The sequence below is a fragment of the Peribacillus sp. SRI_006 genome (genome assembly GCF_057586375.1).
Genome location: NZ_JBYCZT010000019.1, coordinates 80,701 through 100,580, shown reverse-complemented (window position 1 = coordinate 100,580; position 19,880 = coordinate 80,701). Strand labels below are relative to the sequence as shown.

Below are 19,880 nucleotides of genomic sequence, written 5' to 3'. Positions count from 1 at the left end.
GACCTGTTTGAAGATTTTCTATCGCATTTTAATAACAGCTGCTAATAAAAAATTAATAAGTGCTGAACACGTTTTCGTGGATTCCACACATGTGAAAGCCAGTGCGAATAAACGGAAATTTGAAAAGAAAATCGTTCGTAAAGAAACACAAGCGTATCAAGGAAGTCTTCAAATCAATCAAGATCGTGAAAACCATGGAAAAAAGTCTTTTCCACCAGATAAATTTCCGAACAAAAAAGTTTGCCTATTCATTCCAAGCGGCCGCAGACCGCAACGGTTTTGTATTGGGAATGATCGTAACACCTGGAAATACACATGACAGTCCAGACCTTAGAGCCACTAGTTGAACAAGTGATTGAGAAAGTTGGAAAACCGGAAGCCGTTGCCGCAGATGCAGCTTATAAAACACCAGCGATTATAAGCTACCTATTTAACAAAGAAATCATACCGGCTTTACCTTATACACGTCCTCGCACCAAAGAAGGGTTTTTCCGCAAACAGGACAATGTATACGATGAACATTTTGATTGTTACCTTTGCCCTTCGGGCGAAACTTTAAAGTACTCAACAACAAATAAAGAGGGCTATCGCGAGTACAAATCGCCAAAACAAATTTGTACAACATGCTCATTTTTATCTCGGTGTACAGAAAGCAAAGACTGTCAAAAAGTGGTGACCCGGCATATCTGGCAAACAAATGTGGAAGAAGCAGATCATCTGCGTCATCATCAAGATGTAAAACCTATATATGCAAAACGTAAAGAAACGATTGAGCGTGTATTCGCAGATGCAAAAGAAAAGCATGGTATGCGTTGGACTACTTTAAGGGGACTTAAAAAATTGTCAATGCAGGCGATGCTTACTTTCGCTGCCATTGATTTAAAGAAGATGGCCAATTGGACATGGCGAGGTCCAATTGGCCTAACATGTGGGCTCGTAGAGCCGCAATCTCTTAACTTTAGGCGAAAATTCAAAGGGAATTTCAAAAGGGGTTCAGAATTTATTAATTCCGAACCCTTTTGTCTACAAACTGAAGAGCCAATTAGAATTGGCTCTCAACAAAGTTTCTCTTATCGGTCCTCTTTATTTATAAAATTTGATACGATCCTCAAGTGGTTTGAATTCTTTATCACCCGGTTGGGCTGTTGGATTTCCAAATGGCATTTGCGCAATCAATTTCCAATCGCTTGGAACATTCCATTCTTTTTTCACTTCATCATCAATTAGAGGATTATAATGCTGTAAAGTTGCTCCCAATCCTTCTGCTTCAAGTGCCGTCCAAACAACTAATTGATGCATGCCTGATGTTTGTTGTGACCAGATTGGGAAGTTATCGGCATACGTTGCAAATTGTTCTTGAAGTGATTTCACTACAGATTCATCTTCAAAGAATAATATTGACCCATATCCAGCTTTGAAGGAATCCATTTTTTGTTGAGTGCCAGAGAAATCCCCCTCACCAACCGCTTTCCTTAAAGCCTGTGTCGTAATATCCCATAATTTATCATGTGCCGATCCTGTTAAAACAACAAGGCGGGACGATTGGGAATTAAAAGCCGATGGCGTGTGTTTTACCGCAAATTCAACTATTTCTTTAATTTTCTCATCCGATACTTGGACTTCTTTATTGATTCCATAATATGAACGTCTTTCTTTAATGGCCGTGTAAAAATCTTTTGTCATGATTCATTCCTCCAGAACATTTTTTCTATTTCAAATGATTATTCCATTTTTTATTTCTACCTATTTTAGTATGGGCATAAACCAATATATCATTCGCAATTATTCTTTAATGAATTCCTTGGTGCTTCTTACTGTATCAATGGGACGGACCAACTTTTCGATTTGATTCCTTTTCGGTTCCAAGAACGGTGGTAAGGATAACTTTTCCCCAAGCGTTTCATACGGCTCATCCCCCATAAATCCAGGACCATCCGTGGCAAACTCGAATAAAATTTGCGGTGCCACTCGTACGTAAAGCGACTCAAAAAAGTGACGATCGACATAACCGGACGTATGAAATTGGAAGCTTTCCATTCGTTTGATCCATTCTTCCAGAACGGAACGGTCTTCAACACGGAAGGCTGTATGGTGAACAGTCCCAAAACCCTGCCGAGCCTGAGGAAGGGTCGAATTATGCTCGACGATCACTTGTGCACCATTCCCGCCTTCCCCTACTTCAAATAGGTGAAATGACCCTTCATTGTCTATTTCTTTGAATAATAGGACTTTTTCCATCATTTCTTTAAAGTAATCAAAGTTGGCGATACGAATGAAAATTGGTCCTAATCCTGTAATAGCGTGTTCCAGAGGAATCGGTCCTTTTTGCCAAGGAATTCCAGCTGCAACCCCTTCATTATTTTCATCTGAGATCAATTGATATTGCTGATCATCAAAATCCACAAACGAAATGGTTTTTTTACCAAATTGTTCTTGGATTCCTGTATTACTTACTTCTAAACGGTCGAAGCGATTAACCCAATACTCCAATGCCGCATCATTCGGTACACGGAAGGATGTTTTAGAGATCTCATTAGTCCCATGCACCCCTTTTGGAATTCCAGGAAAATCGAAGAATGTCATGTCAGTACCCGCACCGCCAACATCGTCGGCAAAAAACAGGTGATAGGTTTGAATATCATCTTGGTTAACGGTTTTCTTGACTAAACGCATGCCTAATATATTTGTGAAAAATTCATAATTTTTTTCAGCACTACTTGTTATGGCCGTTACGTGGTGTATACCTTTTAAACCATTCATACATTATTCCTCCCATTAAAACGATTCAATTTTTGGATATTTAACGTTTTCCTTAATCCCCTATATTTTTCCTTCAAAAAGAGTGGCTATTCATTATAGGGGTTTGATTAGGTATTTCTCATTATCTTGAATTAATATATCTTTACTTAAAGATAATTTATCATGAATACCATTCACTGTCAACAACATTGTCTCAATTCAATATATCTCAATGTCGAAATAATTACAGGGCAAAAAAACCCACAGTCAATTTTCCTTAAAATATAGACCATTCTGTATATGGGTTACTGTCTATAGCTATAAACAAAGACAGTATTTTGTATATCTATTATTTCTAGTTCCGTACCAATAAGCTTAAGGTATTGAACCGTTGTTTTATGGCATCATTCCCTAATTTTCATAATATCCTTTCACATCTTTTCATAAATTAAGGGTTTATCGAGTATACATCTCGTAAATCTGTTCTTCCTTTAAATGATCAAAGCGAACAAATCCCGCTACCTCTTCTACCTTATTAGCATCAATGTTCCCCAGGTGGAAAAGTGGGTAATTGTCCAGCAGTTCCCTAAGAGAAAAGGGAACTTATTCGTAACCCATTTCTTTAAATAACTCTATCGCTTCCTTTAATTCTTCTTTCTATTTTTAAACAACTTTATTATTCGTGAGTACCACAAAACCCAAAATACAGACGCTCATGTTTGAGTGCCTGTATTTCGAGTAGTCCCCCATTGGATGTGTGCTTTTATTATTTTTCTCTTTGTTCCGTTTTCCACCATAGGGAATCTTTTGGATTTTCAACAGCTTCTTGAAATTCAGATTTTGAAGCAACTGTTGGGTAAGATCCTTTTAGCGATTTTCCTGAAGTACTATTGAACAAGAATAATATCACTAAAAACCCGATAATATTCACGGCTGTTAGATAGAAACCAGGTGCTAAGTTATTCCCCGTTTTGTGAACTAACCATGTGGAAACTAAGGGGGTAGTTCCACCAAATATTGAAACCGAGACATTAAAGGTCACCGATAATGTTCGATATCGAATATCAGTATAAAACATGGTTGGTAACGATCCAGGCATTGTGCCTTCATAAATTGAAAGCAGAACACCTAGAATTAGAACACCTAACGAAATAAATACTAAAGCATTCAAGTTTATTAAATAAAAAGCAAGGGCAGACAATAGACTTAAACCGCCTAAACCGATTAAGAAAACAGTCTTATTTCCAATTTTATCACTGAGTTTTCCAAACATTAAAGTAAGTGGCACCATAATAATCATTAGTATCGTAATTAATAGGGTTCCTACTGTACTGGATAATCCAATAATCTCATCTAAATAAGAAGGCATGTATGATAATAGCATATAGCTTGTAATATTAAAGAATGCAACAGCTACAAAACATACAATAATATCCTTTTTGTGATTTTTAAAAATAGATAGAAAGCTTTCATCTTGGCCTTCATCATCAGAAAGTTCATTTTCAAAAATCGGTGATTCTTCTAAACTTTTTCTTAAGTACAATCCAATAAGCCCTAAAGGTAAGCCGAGTAGGAACGGTATTCTCCAACCCCATGAGGCCATCTGTTGATCGGAAAGAGTGATAAAGAGTGTACTGGCAAGTAATGAAGCTAATATATAACCAATTAGCGTACCAATTTCTAATCCACTTCCAAGCATATTGCGTTTATTGTCTGGAGAAGATTCTGCAATATAGACCATTGCACCAGCGTATTCGCCACCTGTTGAAAAACCCTGAATAATTCTAGCTATTAATAAGAGTATAGGTGCCCATATACCGATTTGATCATATGTAGGTAATAAACCGATTAGTAATGTTGAAAAAGCCATCAAAATAATCGTGGTTGTTAAAACGACTTTTCTTCCTAATTTATCTCCGATTTTACCAAATATGATACCCCCTACTGGGCGCATTAAAAAGGCAATCGCAAACGTTGCAAAGGTGAACACTAATTTTAGCTCATCATTCTCAACAGCACTAAAAAAATTTTGACTAATGATAACAGCCAAATAGGAATATAAGCCAAAATCAAACCACTCCATAGCATTTCCTACCCCTGTAGCAAACACGCTTTTCTTCGCTTTTTGAATATCTACAACGTTGATTTTTTTCTTGTTAAATTTCATTTTATCATGTCAACTCCATGGAATACATTTATGCAAGAATGAGAAGTAAAGTCAAACGGGAGGAAAATCGGATTTTGGGCGTTTTTCCAATGGTATCCCAAATAAAATATTGTCTTCTTATTAGAGGTTCTATAAATCGCCTCTCGATTTATTAAATTCAAGGTTATTGCCTTTTTCCATTTGTTTATCTGTTTGATCAGGGTTTTCATCGTGCTTGAATGATCGATTATCATCATCATTATTATTTGGATTCGTGTCCGTGTCATTTCGAACAGGACGATAATCTACTTCCTCTTGATCATTAAAGTCGGTATTACCAGCGTTACATGCTGACAAAAAACTTACCGAAAGTAATGCGGATAAAATAGTGATTTTCCATTTGCCTTTCATTTTATAAACCCCCTTATCTTAAGTTTTTGGTATTAAGTTTAATATGTACCTTAAACGATACCCTTAGTCTTAAATGGAGCCCATGCATGTTTGTTTTTTTTAGCATCCTAAAATTAAAAAACTGCCCCCAATTATTGTGGGAACAGGTCATGTTATTTTTAGATCAAAGGAAAAGCTGTCTTATACGAGGGAACCACCTTTTTTAAGGTACTTTACAATCCCTTCTGCTGCTCTATATGAAAAGGCACCTAAAGTACCAGTTGGGTTGAACGAACTGTTATGAGGAAATGCTGAAGAACCCGCAACAAATACATTTTCAGCGTCCCACATTTGCAGGTAAGTGTTAACTGCTGAATTTTTTGGATCAGCCCCCATGATGACGCCGCCTGTGTTATGCGTATTCGTATCTGTGTTTACGTTAAAATCTGCTTGTTCAGCAACCGTATCAATATGATCAGGACCCATTTTTTTAGCAATCGATCTTGTTACTTTCGCCATGTATTTTACTAACTCACGGTCTTGGGTAGTATAATCATATGTCATCCGTAATAAAGGCATACCGTATACATCTTTATAAGTAGGATCCAGATCAAGGTAGTTTTGTATGTGTGGCATACTTGCACCCTGTGATTTGACTTGCAGGATGCTATTGGCATATTTGATTGATTGCTTTTTAAATTCCGCACCCCATGAAGGTGTTCCGATTGGTGAGTTATTATTAGCTATAGGTCTATTCCCATACTGGGTTGTACGAATTCCTGCTCCGTGAAGGAAGTTTACATCCGAATGGTCAAAATTATCACCTGTAAATTCTGCAATCTCAATGCCTAATGCACCTGCACCTCCATATATATTGAACTCACGGTCATTATAATAAAGGCTTGAATATCCTGAACTCACTTGGTAACAATAGTTTTTACCAATTACACCATTTCTGGTTTTTGGATCATAGGGTACTCCAAGATTTGAATTAAGTAAAAGTCTAACATTATTAAATACATAACTCGCTAAGACCACTACTTCTGCCGGTTGTTCGAATTCTTCACCCGTGAAGGTGTCTACATAAATAACACCTGTCGCTTTCGTACCATCATTTAAAATACGGGTGACGTTTGAGTATGTCCGCAGGTCAAGGTTACCAGTTTTTTTGGCAACAGGAATGACCGTAACAACTGGATCTGCTTTTGCACCATACTCACAACCGAAGTTTTCACAAAATGCACAATATTGACAGGCTGAACGTGAAATACCATCAGGGTTTTCGTAATTCTCTGATAGATTTGCAGATGGGATCATATATGGTTTGTAGCCAAGCTTCTTCGCTGCTTGTTCGAATTCCGCTAATACAGGTGATTTTATCATCGGTCCTGTTGGATAAGGATTGGAGCGTTTTCCATATAACTTAACAGTTTCACCAGATATTCCTGCCATTTTTTCAAAAGTATCATAATATGGTTCGATTTGGTCATATGTAATGCCCCAGTCTTGAATCGAATAGTCTGATTTAATTTTATTTTTACCATACCTTTTTTCAGTTAGTGATTTAATTTCAAAATCATAGGGTAGAAAACGGTAGGTCTGTCCATTCCAGTGACTACCAGCTCCTCCAAGACCTTCACCTACGATAAAAGTTCCATAATTACGCATAGGGAGGGCTCTCATTTTTTGGTTATTACGATGAGTAATAGTTTCTTTTGATAAATCTTGCATTAACTCTTCACGATGTTGGAAACGCAGTTCGTCATGCACCATTAAATAGTCACTCATATCCCGTTCTTTCCCGCGCTCTAGTCCAACGACTTTTATTCCTGCTTTTGTTAATTCCGAGGCAATAATACCTCCAGCCCACCCCATCCCGACAACAACGACGGGTACCTTAGGTAGTTTTTTTGCCATGTTTTTCATCCCTTTCTATCACGAATGTTTCATATGACTTTGAAGGCTATTTGGATCTAGCTTTAAAAATTCTTTACTTTGGATTTCTTTTGTATAACTCATTCGAGAACCAGGATACTTTCGCATCTGCCAGCCTAGCATTTCCTTATTTCCTCCGTACAATGGGTCTGCATAAACACCTTCAATGGTCAAAGTTCTTAACAGTTGGAAAAATGCCGATGAAGATGCACCAGAAAGCGAACTTGCTTTACCTTTCTCGAACGCAGCTAAAACTTCATCCTGTTCATTAGCCTCTAATTCTGTAAATTTCTTTTTATAGTTTTTGTTGCTATACGTATTCAATTCTTTTAAGCCTAGCCGGAACAAATCTTTTCGGTAAAGTTTATTCTGTTCACCTTGTGTTGGCTCTGGCTTATAATAGGGTCCAAGTTTATAATCCTTTTCATTTACGCCCCACCCACTGTTGAGTTGATGGTCAATATAAATCGCCGCATTTAATTCCATAGCACCTGGTCCAAGATCGTCCTTTGGGAAAATACGTTCTGCAGCTGCCGCTGTCGTCTGATATTCTTCTGGATAAAAAAACATCAGGGCTTCATTCGGATTATTAGCCTGAGTTTGACTCTTCTGTTCTGTTTTCACACCACTTTTCGAATTTCTATCAAACATGCTTCCAACTGCTCCACCTAAAATAAGCCCTCCAACAGCTAAACCGGAATTCTTTAAAAAGGTACGTCTCGTACTACCTTGTTTTTCGATTTGACTTTTCTCTTTGTCCGACAAAAAAAAACCTCCTATTTCATAATCAAGGTGTGAATTTTCTTATCACATTGATGCATCGCTTACTACCTTTTACTTATAAGCAATCTTGGATATGGTGACACTTAATTCGTAAAGAACCAGTAAAGGAATAATGACGAGTATATCCAATATGAAATCCGGAGGAGTAATCATAATTGATACGACTACCAGAAAAAATAGGATAATCTCCACGCTTTTGCCAACCTTACTGGATTGAGAATTCCTAATCACTGCTGACATATTTGTTAAAAATTCCAGCTCAATGGAAAATAACAGAAAGTATCCAAAAGTGGTTCCGAAAATAAACAAAATGAATAATTCTGGGATAAACGTTTTGAGTCACTTTGCGTTCTTCTTTTGTCAGGGCAGATGCTATAAATCCCCAAGTCTGATAGGCAACTACAGGAATCGTAGCCGCAATGGCAAAAACACACGAAATAATCGTATACGCCCATAAAATATCACTTGGTCCCAGGATAGCTAAATCCCTCCAAAGATCTTTAATTATCCAACTATTTATGTCTTCAACAAAAACTATCGCACCAACGAAATCATTCGTTGCCGAGTTTCATCAAGATGTTCAATGAGATATCTTTGTTTTCCAAGGTGGCCACCTCCAGTTTTATGAAAAATGCCCACCTGCATACCACTATGGACTCTACTGTTTATCCAGCATCTTCTTTTCAGCAGTCGATAACTCATGTTTTTTCTCTTCCTGTTTATCTTCATCAGAAATTAATCCATTTGTTGCACCCTTGAATTCCGTTAATGTCCGTCCAAATGCTCGACCAATTTCAGGTAGTTTTTTCGGACCGAAAATTACAAGCGCAATGATAAGAATTACGACCAAGCCTGGAATCCCAATATTCTGAAACATCACGTCAATCCTCCATAAAAAACATCAGTTGCATTTACTAAAAACCGTTTGTAACCTTTACAGTAAACGTTATTATTCACACTAAAGGATGTTTAAGTGCCTTTTTTATTCCTTTTACATATATTCACAAAACAGCTCAATTTTATACCTAGCTTACATTTAGACATGCCTGTTTTGTTTACAGTTCAATATTCAAATTCCTCATCTTTCTAAATTGTTCATATAAGTTTTTCAGTAATTCGACTATATGTATAAACTTTTATTAAATAACCTTGCAGAAAGTTGGAAATGTTATAAAGGAATTTTTGGTACCCGAGGTTAGAGTAAAAGAATCTTACCTTTTATTAAAAATGTATTCATGCAAAAATAAACTTTGGGGAAAGATATAAATTAATAATAATGCTTAAATACTTTGGAAGAGTAAAATAAGACCTTAGAGGTTTATGTATTTTCCACGGATTCTATTATTATGCAGAAGATAAATTAGAAACGTTCTTTGTTCTTTTATCAAAAAGATTTTCACTCCACGCTACATTAAATACGGAGGTATTTATGAAAAAAATTTGGTTTACTTCTGGAGCCAGTATCGTTCTTGCTGGATGTTTAATATTTTTACTGTTTTTTTACAGAGGCCATCAACCCTCACCCTCCCCAAATTCAAATGGGGGAACACAGGATACTTCAGCTGGTAATCCTGAAGAAATTGTGAGTAATAGTTGTATATCTTGTCACGGGGAAAATTTACAAGGAGGAGCTGGTCCAGCTTTAAATAAAATTGGTGCGAAATATACACAAAATGATATAGAGGATATTATTAAAAATGGTAAAAATGGAATGCCAGCAGGCGTTATTTCAAATGAAGAAGCTGCAATCGTGGCAGAGTGGTTATCACAGAAAAAGTGAAAGAGGCAATTTTTCAACTATATCGATGGCCTTAATTAAACGTAAATTAAAACAGCCAAATCCAATCAATATGGATCAGGCTGTTTTGTAATTTTCAGGAATAAATATATTTAAAAAAATGAGGACCAATTCAAAACAATGGACCAAACAGCTGTGTTCAATAATAAGCCTGTAATAAAAAGAGACCATTGGTTTTTCTTTTGTTCCCAACAGGAAATCATGAGGGCAAGACCAATTGAAACACCAATAAAGGAAAGCCATGGAAATGAATCAGTGAACTTTGTGAGAAAAACCGCAAGGCAAGCTGTGAATAATAATGATACAAGGTACTCGGTAAATAATGATAATTCGCTTCTAATATGATCGCTCAATTTTTTCCTCCTTCGAAATGGATATTATCTTCATATAATACTTCATGATGAATTTTTTATACGAAATTACCTGCGCCCGTAGATTTCAAAAGTTAAAAGTCCCTTGCTAGTTTCAATGTTCACCAATCACTGTACTGCGTTGAACATTCAAAAATACACAATATTTATTGCTAATATACTGAATTTTGCGTGACCATTGACAATTGCAATTCCAGAATATGTACTTTCAAACACCAGACCAATAGTTTATTATTGGATAATTGCCCAGAATTCTTTTCAGTAGTATATATTCATGTAGTGAAAATCCCCAAAAAAATCACTGGTTTTATATGCTCCCTCTAGCGTAATCAAACGGATTATTTTTTAACTATAGATGATTTATTCAGCGCAAAAAAAAGCCTGGCAACCTATTTTATAGTTGCTAGACTTAAGTTCATTTTTAAGATCAATCCAAATATACACAACAATTTAAACGGATACGAAGAGTTCGTTCCTTCATGCAGACCATTTAATAGGCAACCAGGTCCCGCAGCGCCTTTTCCACTTTTTCAGGATTCACCATGAATGATTTCTCTAATGATGGTGAATATGGCATGGCAGGAACATCCGGGCCAGCGAGTCTCATGATTGGGGCATCAAGATCGAAGAGGCAGTTTTCTGCAATGATTGCCGATACTTCACTAATGATGCTTCCTTCCTTATTATCTTCAGTAATCAATAGGACTTTTCCTGTTTTAGATGCAGCTTCCATTATGGCTTCTTGATCTAATGGATAAACGGTACGTAAATCAAGTATATGAACGGATATGCCATCACTGGCCAGCCTTTCAGCTGCCTGAAGCGCAAAATGAACACAAAGGCCATAAGTGATCACTGTAACGTCCTCGCCTTCACGTTTTACATCCGCTTTACCAATCGGTAAAACATAATCATCATCCGGCACTTCTTCTTTAATTAGGCGATAGGCTCTTTTATGTTCAAAGAAAAGGACCGGGTCATCATCGCGAATGGCAGCTTTCAATAATCCTTTCACGTCATAGGGTGTAGAGGGCATGACAATTTTAAGTCCCGGTTGATTCGCAAAAATGGCTTCAACGGATTGTGAATGGTATAACGCCCCATGTACACCTCCGCCGTATGGAGCTCTGATGACGATAGGACAATGCCAGTCATTATTGGAGCGATAACGGATTTTTGCAGCTTCCGAAATGATTTGATTGATGGCTGGCATGATGAAATCAGCGAATTGCATTTCCGCAATCGGCCTCATTCCATACATGGCCGCGCCGATGCCGACTCCTGCGATTGCGGATTCAGCAAGCGGTGTATCAATGACACGCTGTTCACCGAATTGTTCGTATAACCCTGAAGTCGCTTTAAACACGCCGCCCTTTACCCCTACGTCCTCACCTAATACAAATACACGGGAATCACGTTCCATTTCTTCCCGCATCGCCATTATCACGGCATCTATATAAGATATCACTGCCATCTTCTTTCCTCCTTACCTTTCTGCGTAAACGTATTTTGAGAGCGTGTCTTCATTTGCAAATGGAGCATTTTCCGCATAATCCGTCGCTTCGTTCACAACTTCCATTATTTCCTCGTTCAATTGTTTCTCCATTTGATCATCCATGATGCCCACTGCTTTTAAATAGGCACCAAAAGTAATGATTGAATCTATTTTTTTTGCCTCCGATACTTCATCAGGCGACCTGTATTGACTATCATCATCATCGCTTGAATGTGGTGTAAGCCTGTATGAAACCGTTTCGATTAAGCTTGGGCCCTCACCACGCCTTCCTCTCTCAGCAGCTTCTTTCACCACCCGGTATACTTCGATCGGATCATTTCCATCAACCGTCACCCCTGGCATGCCGTAACCAATGGCCCGGTCGGACACTTTCCCGCAAGCCAATTGCTTTTCAATAGGGACGGAAATGGCATACTGATTATTTTCGCACATCAAGATGACCGGAAGTTTATGTACACCTGCGAAATTCGCACCTTCATGAAAATCACCTTGGTTTGATGAACCCTCACCGAATGTAACGAATGAAACAATATCTTTTCCTTCCATTTTTGCAGCGAGTGCAATCCCCACTGCATGTGGCACTTGAGTCGTAACTGGCGAAGATCCCGTCACGATTCGATTCTTTTTTTGCCCAAAATGCCCAGGCATTTGACGTCCGCCTGAATTTGGATCTTCTGCCTTGGCAAAACTGGATAACATTAAATCCCTGGCGGTCATCCCAAACGCGAGCACCACTCCTAGATCCCTATAATAAGGAAGGACATAATCATTTTCACGATTCAACGCAAATGCTGCACCCACTTGAGCTGCTTCTTGCCCTTGACAAGAAACGACGAATGGAATTTTTCCAGATCTGTTCAACAGCCACATCCGTTCATCCACTCTTCTTGCCAACAACATAATTCTATACATCTCAAGCACCTGCTCATCACTCAGACCTGCCTGTAGATGGCGTTTTTCAACCATATGTCATCATCCCTCCTAATAATTTAAACGGTTTTCTGTTAAAACCAGAATGTTCTCCTCACGCTGTCACCCAATATAAATATGGGTCTTTATATCACAAATTACCAATCTTTCTTATTAGCTGTTTGTTTGTCTCGCAAACTTATATCCTGTTATGTATCTAAGGAAGGGAAAGCTCTTTTATGTATGCATGCTTGCCATTTAACACCCTCAAATGCGTTATCATCTACTATTATTACCTGGTACTAACTCAATGCAATATTATCCTACCACTTTTCATCTCACATTTTCAAGTTAATTTCACTTTGTATCGTTGTTTTCACGAGAAAACCTTTTTTTAACACAAAATACAATGGGTTTAACAGTTTTGGCCTGACCTGACTTTAACTCATTTCCATATAAGCACCAAGACTAGATAAAAGCCGGGGTGTTGAAGTTATTTATTTGTTGACTAAGCGGAAGAATAGCTGTAAATTAAAATGATTCATAAAATTAAATGTTCGAAATGGAACAGTTCAATACAGAAAGAATGGTGATGTTGAGTGGAGAATGAAAAACAATTAATGCGTTCCGTACAACTATTGCGTTCATTTTGGAACGTACAGAAAAATATCATGCGGTTCGTTCAAAAGACAGCCGCAGAAAATGGATTAACAGTTCCTCAATATTCCATTTTGATGACCATTACCCTTTACAAAGAGACCTCCCAAAAAAATGTCGGGGAGAAAACATTTCTTCCAAAAAGCACCTTGAGCCAAGCGGTCGATGGTCTGGTTCGCGGAGGTTTGCTCCATCGTGAGCATGTGGAGGGCAACCGGCGTGAGATTTCATTGTCAATCACCGATAAGGGCGAAAATTTATTAAAAACGATTCATTTTCACGAAGGAAGCATTCACCAAGTCTTCCAAACGGCCATTGAAATGCTTTCCGAAGAACAATTTGAAGAGTTGCTAAAAACCCATCTTCAAATTACAAACTTTTTAGAAACACAAGCAACCGAACAGGGAGAGGGTACAAAATGATAAAAATACTGAAAAATTTATCCGTTTATAAGTGGATTATTTTAGCAGTTATCGGTCTGGTTTTTATTCAGTCCATGTCGGATCTCTTTTTGCCTACATTAATGGCTGATATTATTGACAAAGGCGTTGTTCGAGGAGACACTTCTTATATTTGGAAAATCGGCGGTTTTATGCTGTTGGTTTCCGCACTTGGCGCTTGTGCATCCATAATCGCAAGTTACTATTCGTCCAAAGCGGCAATGGGAATGGGACGCGACCTCCGCCTGAAGGTCTTTAATCACGTTGAAAAATTTTCGTTACAAGAATTTGATGAAGTCGGTACGGCGTCATTGATTACACGTACGACCAATGATATAACACAAGTCCAGCAAGTGGTTATCATGATGCTTCGTATGGTTATCAGTGCACCTATCATGTTAATCGGCGGAGTAATCATGGCTGTATCCATGGATGCAAAATTATCACTTGTCATTGTTGTCACAATGCCTTTTTTGATTGGGTCAATCTTGCTTATTCTATATAAAGGTGTGCCGCTCTTTCAAACGGTGCAAAAACGATTAGACCGGTTGAACCTTGTATTACGAGAAAATTTAACTGGTATTCGCGTCATTCGTGCCTTCAATCGTGAAACACAAGAGAAAGAACGTCTAAAGAAAGCGAATAAAGAATTAACGGATGTCTCAATCAAAGTCAATAAAATCATGGCCTTCATGATGCCTGTAATGATGCTTGTCATGAACTTGACGGTTGTTGGTATCATTTGGTTTGGTGGAGTCCGTATTGATAACGGCGGTATGCAGATCGGGGACTTAATGGCATTTATCCAATATGTTATGCAAATTATGTTCGCTCTCGTTATGGCTTCCATGATGTTCGTTATGGTTCCACGAGCTGCCGTGTCGGCAACAAGGATAAACGAAGTCCTTGACATGAAACCTTCATTCCTGGATGAGGGGACAGAAAAGGCAGATCGTGTACACGGTACCCTTGAATTTGAACATGTTACGTTCAGTTACCCAGGAGCAGAAGAACCTGCATTATCGGATATTAGTTTTTCTGCAAATCCTGGTGAAATCACCGCAATAATCGGTGGAACAGGTTCCGGGAAAACGACTCTTGTCAATTTGATCCCTCGCTTCTATGATATTTCAAGCGGAACGATTCGCGTCAATGGTGTTGATATTCGTAAGTCATCACAAGATGAAATCCGTTCAAAAATTGGCTTTGTACCACAAAAGGTCTCCCTCTTTACAGGTACTATCTCTGAAAACATTCGCTTTGGAAAACAAACAGCCACACAAGATGAAGTTGATCATGCGGCTCGGATCGCACAAGCGGAGGATTTTATCAGCAATATGAAAGGCGGCTATGAGGCAGAAGTCGATCAAGGCGGTTCAAACCTATCAGGAGGGCAAAAACAACGGCTTTCGATTGCAAGGGCACTTATTCGAAAACCGGATATTTATATATTCGATGATAGTTTTTCTGCACTGGACTACAAGACGGATGCCAACCTTCGCGCAGCCCTGAAAGATGAAACGAAAAATTCGACGGTAATACTCGTTGCACAGCGTGTCAGTACCGTCGTTGACGCTGACCGAATCATTGTCTTAGACGAAGGCCACATTGTAGGCATTGGAACACACCAAGAGTTGCTTAGCACAAACGACATTTACCGTGAAATTGCCTTATCACAGCTCACAGAGGAGGAAATCGCATGAGTAATCAAAAAAAACCTCAAGGCGGCGGTCAGGTCGGGCATGGCCCTGGTGGCGGTAATATGATGATGATGGGTCAAAAAGCAAAAGATTTTAAAGGAACATTAAAACGTCTATTGACCTATTTAAAACCGAGGCGCAACAGATTGATTTCCGTGTTCTTAGCTGCAATCATGAGTACGATTTTTATGATTGTAGGACCGAAGATCATGGGAAATGCAATTACAGAATTATTCGAAGGAGCTTACGGGAAATTCCAGGGAATACCAGGAGCAGCTATTAACTTTGATAAAATTGGCCAGATTCTTCTACTCCTTGCCGGACTTTATGCTTTAAGCAGCCTTTTCAGCTATGTACAACAATACATTATGTCAAGTGTTGCACAAGACACGGTATATGACCTTCGAGAAGATGTGAACAAAAAGCTCGAGAAACTTCCACTCAAATATTTTGAAGGACGTCCAAACGGTGAAACACTTAGCCGAATGACAAATGATATTGATACAATCGGGAGCACCTTACAGCAAAGCTTAACGCAATTCATCACATCAATCGTAACGATTGTGGGGATTATCATCATGATGCTTTCGATAAGCCCATTATTGACATTAATCTCGATAATCAGCTTACCTTTGTCAATATTTGCAATCCGCCCTATTTTAAAAAGATCCCAAAAACATTTTGCCGATCAACAGCGTAAACTCGGACAATTAAATGGTCACATTGAAGAAATATATACCGGCCATCAAGTCGTTAAAGCATTCGGATATGAAAAAAAGGCGAGTGCCCAGTTTACTGAAGTTAATGAAGAATTGTATAAAGCGGGAAGCAAAGCCCAGTTTATATCGGGTATCATCATGCCCGTAATGTTCTTTATCGGAAATTTGAGCTATGTCCTCATCAGCGTTGTCGGCGGAATATTGGTAACGCAACGTTCGATTTCAATTGGTGACATTCAAGCATTCATCACATATTCAAAGCAGTTCACCCAGCCAATCACACAAACGGCTAACATCGCTAACATTATTCAGTCGACGGTTGCAGCCGCTGAGCGTGTTTTTGAACTACTTGATGAAGAAGAGGAAATGAAAGAACAAACCACAGTTAATATAAAAAGGGCAAATGGTGCTGTCTCTTTTGAACATGTGGACTTTGGATATGGGGAAGAAATGTTAATTGAAGATATGAACATCGATGTCTTGCCTGGACAGACGGTCGCAATAGTTGGACCGACTGGTGCTGGAAAAACGACCATGATAAATCTCTTGATGAGATTTTATGAACTCAATGGCGGAAAGATTACGATTGATGGTCTTGATACACGGAATATGTCACGTAATGATCTTCGAAAGAATTTTGGTATGGTACTTCAAGATACCTGGCTCTTTAATGGTACAATTAAAGAAAATATCGCTTATGGTAAAAATGGGGCAACTGATGAAGAAATTTTTGCAGCTGCTCGGACGGCACATGCCGACCATTTCATTCGGACACTGCCAGATGGTTATGAGACAATCTTAAACGAAGAAGCTTCGAACATCTCACAAGGCCAAAAGCAGCTTTTGACAATCGCCCGGGCTGTTCTAGCAGATCCGCCAATCATGATATTGGATGAAGCGACGTCTAGTGTGGACACTCGGACAGAAGTCTTTATCCAAAAGGCCATGAACCGACTGATGGAAGGACGAACCAGCTTTGTCATTGCCCATCGTCTCTCAACGATTAAGGATGCAGATTTGATTCTTGTTATGGAACAAGGAAAAGTGATAGAGAAAGGAACGCATTCAGACCTTTTAAGGGAGAATGGTTTCTACGCAGAGCTATACAATAGTCAGTTCACTGAAAATGTAGCTGGATAATTAGAAAGAGGCTCGATTCCGAAACGGAATCGAGCCTCTTTCTTATAATGTATCAATACCCCCTTTTATTTCCCTTTTTCACAAATTCCCAATCTACCTCAATATTTTTTCTGACTCTTTGAAGAAGATGTAGCATCGTTTCCGTTTCGTCCAAAGAAAATCCAGATAACGCAACCTTGTCAGTATACTCCCCTTCTTTTTTCAAAAAAGGATATACCTTTTCACCTTTATCGGTTGCATATAGCTTTTTAATCTTTTTGTTTTCCTTATCATTTTTCTTCTCGATTAACCCTTGTATTTCAAGTTTTTTAATGGCACGAGCTGCTGTAGTTCGGTCAACCTTTATCATTTCTGCTAACTTTTCCTGAATGATACCTGGGTTTTCACATATTCGAACAAGATACAAATACTGCCCTTTTGTAAGGTCAAATTCTTTAAATTCGATATTACTTATAGAGTCCAATGCCCTTGCTATCATTCCAATTTCACGGAGTATTTCCTTCATTCAAAAAGCCCCTGACTTTTTTGTTGTATTTACAACAAAAATAATTTCATTTATACTAAAATAGGATATACATTTATTATGACTTGTCTTTTTATATAAATCTAGAAAAGGGATGAAGAACATTGGATTCAAAAAGAATAACTACTGAAAATGATTTAAAAATAGCCTTTCATATCAGAAAAGAAGTATTTGTCGAGGAACAAGGTTTCCTATTAGAATTTGAATTTGATGAATTTGATACACTTAATGCTTTATCTGAACACATATTAGTCTATTATAATGAAAAGCCAGTCGGAACTGGAAGATTGAGAGTTGTTGATGGGTTAGGTAAATTGGAGAGAATTTGCATCTTGGAGCCTTACCGTAAATTTGGTCTCGGTAAAATAATACTTAAAACATTGGAAGAAATTGCAAAGGAACAAGGTATTACTCAGGTTAAATTACATGGGCAAACACAGGCAGAGGGCTTTTATAAAAAACTCGGCTATCGGACTTCATCCGATGTCTTTATGGAAGATGGCGGTCCACATCTATTAATGATAAAGGAACTGGTTAACGAATAAGTGTTAAATGTGGGTAAAACAAAAAATAACCTTTGATTTAAAAGGGCGAAGAACAGAATGATTCATCTATTAACCTCGTATTGTGAATTATACTCCGTATAAGGGACACCTTTCCGACTCTTCTAAATAAAAGAAAGTTTGGTTTACAAGTTTCGGATTTACATTTAATCCCAAAACTCACGCGACCATCACAGTCTTTGGTCAGTATATTTTGCATTTTATGAGAGATATTCACGAACAAAAAGACGAAGCTGTTTATAACATAAACGGCTTCGTCTTTTTATTACAGAACGGGTGCTTTTTCTTGAACGAGCGGGTGAAGGGCCTGGGTTTCATCAATATAAATAAAAGCATCATATCTATCTGACATTACAGAAGGTACATAGTTACCATATTGTTCATATTCCGGTCTGTATACAACCCCAATCGCCCGATGTCCAATCCTCCCTTGGAATAGCTGACGATTTTCATCAGTGAAAATTAGCAACTTATCATAAGCTCCCGAAAGGTGCATCGCCTCCTCCCAACTTCCCTTCATTGCCGGGGGTACTGTTTTAATTTCGAAATCCACGCCCCACTCCTCTGCTGCTATAACAGTTCCTCTGTAGGTTCCGAAACCTGTGATAAATACATCTTCAGTCGGGTTTTGCTCTCGAATGACCTGGCCGACATTAATCATCCCGGAATCCTTCATATCAGTAGCGCTGGCGTCACCAACATGGGTATTATGTTCCCATACAATCGCCTTGCCTTCAGAGCCGTAAAAATCCATAATTTCATTAAGTGCATCAACCATATGCATATCTCGAATATTCCATGATTTATCATCATGGACGACCATGGTCCTGTAATAATTTTCGGCATTGTATGCTACCAATGCATTCACTTGAAGATTCAAATTCAATTCTTCGTGATGGGGGTATTTTTCTTTTTTTCGTTGAATAGTCGTCAGTAATTTGGCTACTTCCTCTATACAGTCTTCCGAAAAAATACCTGCAGAAACTGCGTACTCCTCGTTATTCCGATTGAATGGCTCAAAACAAGTGAACGCCTGTCTGGCAGCTTCAAGGTCAGTTGAATCAATTTGTTTTAAGTAACGGATAACTTCATCCATGGATTCCCAAAGACTGTAGACATCTATCCCATAAAATCCAACTTTCGTTTGATTTTGTCCAGACTCATTGTATTCTTTCATCCATTCAATCAGGTCGATCATTTCCTCGTTTGCCCACATCCAAGTCGGCCAGCGGTCAAAACTTTTTAGCACATCCTTTGCGGATTGAGTCACTAGGTCATAGCCTTTAACATACCTATTTATTGCCTGGCATGCGGGCCAATCGCCTTCAACAGCTACAAAGGTGAACCTTTTTTCTTGAATCAGCTTTTTTGTTATTTCAACTCGTGCCGTGTAAAATTCGGATGTCCCATGTGATGCCTCACCCAGCAAAACAAATTTTGCATTTTTAACTTGTTGAATGAGCTTATCCCAATCTGCTTCACTTGTAAGCATGACTGATTGTTCGACTATTGACTGAACAAGATTATGTTTCACCGTTTTTCCTCCTTGTT

General features: G+C 38.4%; 17 protein-coding genes and 2 pseudogenes. 6 read left to right on the top strand and 13 right to left on the bottom strand.

Annotated features, from left to right (window positions below; all coding sequences use genetic code 11):
• Positions 1-909, top strand: a pseudogene (locus AC2YHV_RS23800) (transposase); the annotation flags it as partial.
• 174 nt (positions 910-1,083) lie between these two features.
• Here the strand turns inward: AC2YHV_RS23800 and AC2YHV_RS23795 are convergent.
• From AC2YHV_RS23795 to AC2YHV_RS23760, 8 genes and pseudogenes are all read right to left on the bottom strand, one after another.
• Positions 1,084-1,683, bottom strand: a complete 600-nt coding sequence (locus AC2YHV_RS23795) for a nitroreductase family protein (RefSeq protein ID WP_106026561.1) — start codon at positions 1,681-1,683, stop codon at positions 1,084-1,086.
• 99 nt (positions 1,684-1,782) lie between these two features.
• Positions 1,783-2,760: a ring-cleaving dioxygenase gene (locus AC2YHV_RS23790; protein WP_487374327.1), complete on the bottom strand. Its 978-nt coding sequence runs from the start codon at positions 2,758-2,760 to the stop codon at positions 1,783-1,785.
• A gap of 745 nt (positions 2,761-3,505) precedes the next feature.
• A complete protein-coding gene (locus AC2YHV_RS23785; RefSeq protein ID WP_057275984.1) occupies positions 3,506-4,906 on the bottom strand; it encodes an MFS transporter in 1,401 nt (466 codons plus the stop codon).
• Positions 4,907-5,035: 129 nt separating this feature from the next.
• Positions 5,036-5,296 carry a hypothetical protein gene (locus AC2YHV_RS23780; RefSeq protein ID WP_034312674.1) on the bottom strand — a complete coding sequence of 87 codons (261 nt, stop codon included), beginning with the start codon at positions 5,294-5,296 and terminating at the stop codon, positions 5,036-5,038.
• A 180-nt stretch (positions 5,297-5,476) separates the two neighbouring features.
• Positions 5,477-7,192 (bottom strand): GMC family oxidoreductase, encoded by a 1,716-nt coding sequence (locus AC2YHV_RS23775; RefSeq protein ID WP_487374326.1) that lies wholly within the window; start codon positions 7,190-7,192, stop codon positions 5,477-5,479.
• A gap of 18 nt (positions 7,193-7,210) precedes the next feature.
• The gene (locus tag AC2YHV_RS23770) at positions 7,211-7,975 is read right to left on the bottom strand and encodes a gluconate 2-dehydrogenase subunit 3 family protein (protein ID WP_413011091.1); all 765 of its coding nucleotides are present in this window, start codon (positions 7,973-7,975) and stop codon (positions 7,211-7,213) included.
• A gap of 69 nt (positions 7,976-8,044) precedes the next feature.
• A pseudogene (gene tatC / locus AC2YHV_RS23765) lies at positions 8,045-8,638 on the bottom strand (twin-arginine translocase subunit TatC).
• Positions 8,639-8,651: 13 nt separating this feature from the next.
• Entirely contained in the window at positions 8,652-8,870 is a 219-nt protein-coding gene (locus AC2YHV_RS23760) for a twin-arginine translocase TatA/TatE family subunit (protein WP_034312681.1), read from the bottom strand.
• A 552-nt stretch (positions 8,871-9,422) separates the two neighbouring features.
• Between AC2YHV_RS23760 and AC2YHV_RS23755 the strand changes: the two genes are divergently transcribed.
• Positions 9,423-9,773, top strand: a complete 351-nt coding sequence (locus AC2YHV_RS23755) for a c-type cytochrome (RefSeq protein ID WP_063576534.1) — start codon at positions 9,423-9,425, stop codon at positions 9,771-9,773.
• A gap of 110 nt (positions 9,774-9,883) precedes the next feature.
• On the opposite strand, the gene AC2YHV_RS23750 is transcribed toward AC2YHV_RS23755, so the two are convergent.
• From AC2YHV_RS23750 to AC2YHV_RS23740, 3 genes are all read right to left on the bottom strand, one after another.
• On the bottom strand, positions 9,884-10,144 hold the full coding sequence (locus tag AC2YHV_RS23750) for a hypothetical protein (protein ID WP_057275989.1): 261 nt from the start codon (positions 10,142-10,144) through the stop codon (positions 9,884-9,886).
• Positions 10,145-10,652: 508 nt separating this feature from the next.
• A complete protein-coding gene (locus tag AC2YHV_RS23745; protein WP_095679607.1) occupies positions 10,653-11,636 on the bottom strand; it encodes an alpha-ketoacid dehydrogenase subunit beta in 984 nt (327 codons plus the stop codon).
• A 12-nt stretch (positions 11,637-11,648) separates the two neighbouring features.
• Positions 11,649-12,644, bottom strand: coding sequence for a thiamine pyrophosphate-dependent dehydrogenase E1 component subunit alpha (locus tag AC2YHV_RS23740; RefSeq protein ID WP_328110568.1), 996 nt, complete (start codon positions 12,642-12,644; stop codon positions 11,649-11,651).
• Positions 12,645-13,186: 542 nt separating this feature from the next.
• Here AC2YHV_RS23740 and AC2YHV_RS23735 point away from each other — a divergent pair.
• Genes AC2YHV_RS23735 through AC2YHV_RS23725 form a run of 3 tightly spaced genes read left to right on the top strand, consistent with a single transcriptional unit; the run spans position 13,187 to position 17,243 of the window.
• Complete coding sequence (locus tag AC2YHV_RS23735; RefSeq protein ID WP_487374325.1) at positions 13,187-13,666, top strand: MarR family winged helix-turn-helix transcriptional regulator; 480 nt, start codon at positions 13,187-13,189, stop codon at positions 13,664-13,666.
• Positions 13,663-15,387 carry an ABC transporter ATP-binding protein gene (locus AC2YHV_RS23730; protein WP_487374324.1) on the top strand — a complete coding sequence of 575 codons (1,725 nt, stop codon included), beginning with the start codon at positions 13,663-13,665 and terminating at the stop codon, positions 15,385-15,387. The genes AC2YHV_RS23735 and AC2YHV_RS23730 overlap by 4 nt, the downstream gene beginning before the upstream one ends.
• The gene (locus AC2YHV_RS23725; protein WP_098185435.1) at positions 15,384-17,243 is read left to right on the top strand and encodes an ABC transporter ATP-binding protein; all 1,860 of its coding nucleotides are present in this window, start codon (positions 15,384-15,386) and stop codon (positions 17,241-17,243) included. Before AC2YHV_RS23730 ends, AC2YHV_RS23725 begins: the two co-directional genes overlap by 4 nt.
• A gap of 52 nt (positions 17,244-17,295) precedes the next feature.
• Here the strand turns inward: AC2YHV_RS23725 and AC2YHV_RS23720 are convergent, their stop codons facing one another.
• Entirely contained in the window at positions 17,296-17,748 is a 453-nt protein-coding gene (locus AC2YHV_RS23720) for a MarR family winged helix-turn-helix transcriptional regulator (RefSeq protein WP_487374323.1), read from the bottom strand.
• A 122-nt stretch (positions 17,749-17,870) separates the two neighbouring features.
• Here AC2YHV_RS23720 and AC2YHV_RS23715 point away from each other — a divergent pair, with 122 nt between their 5' ends.
• Entirely contained in the window at positions 17,871-18,311 is a 441-nt protein-coding gene (locus AC2YHV_RS23715; RefSeq protein WP_328136052.1) for a GNAT family N-acetyltransferase, read from the top strand.
• A gap of 283 nt (positions 18,312-18,594) precedes the next feature.
• Here AC2YHV_RS23715 and AC2YHV_RS23710 read toward each other — a convergent pair whose 3' ends face one another.
• Positions 18,595-19,863 carry an erythromycin esterase family protein gene (locus tag AC2YHV_RS23710; RefSeq protein WP_487374322.1) on the bottom strand — a complete coding sequence of 423 codons (1,269 nt, stop codon included), beginning with the start codon at positions 19,861-19,863 and terminating at the stop codon, positions 18,595-18,597.
• Positions 19,864-19,880 lie beyond the last annotated feature (17 nt).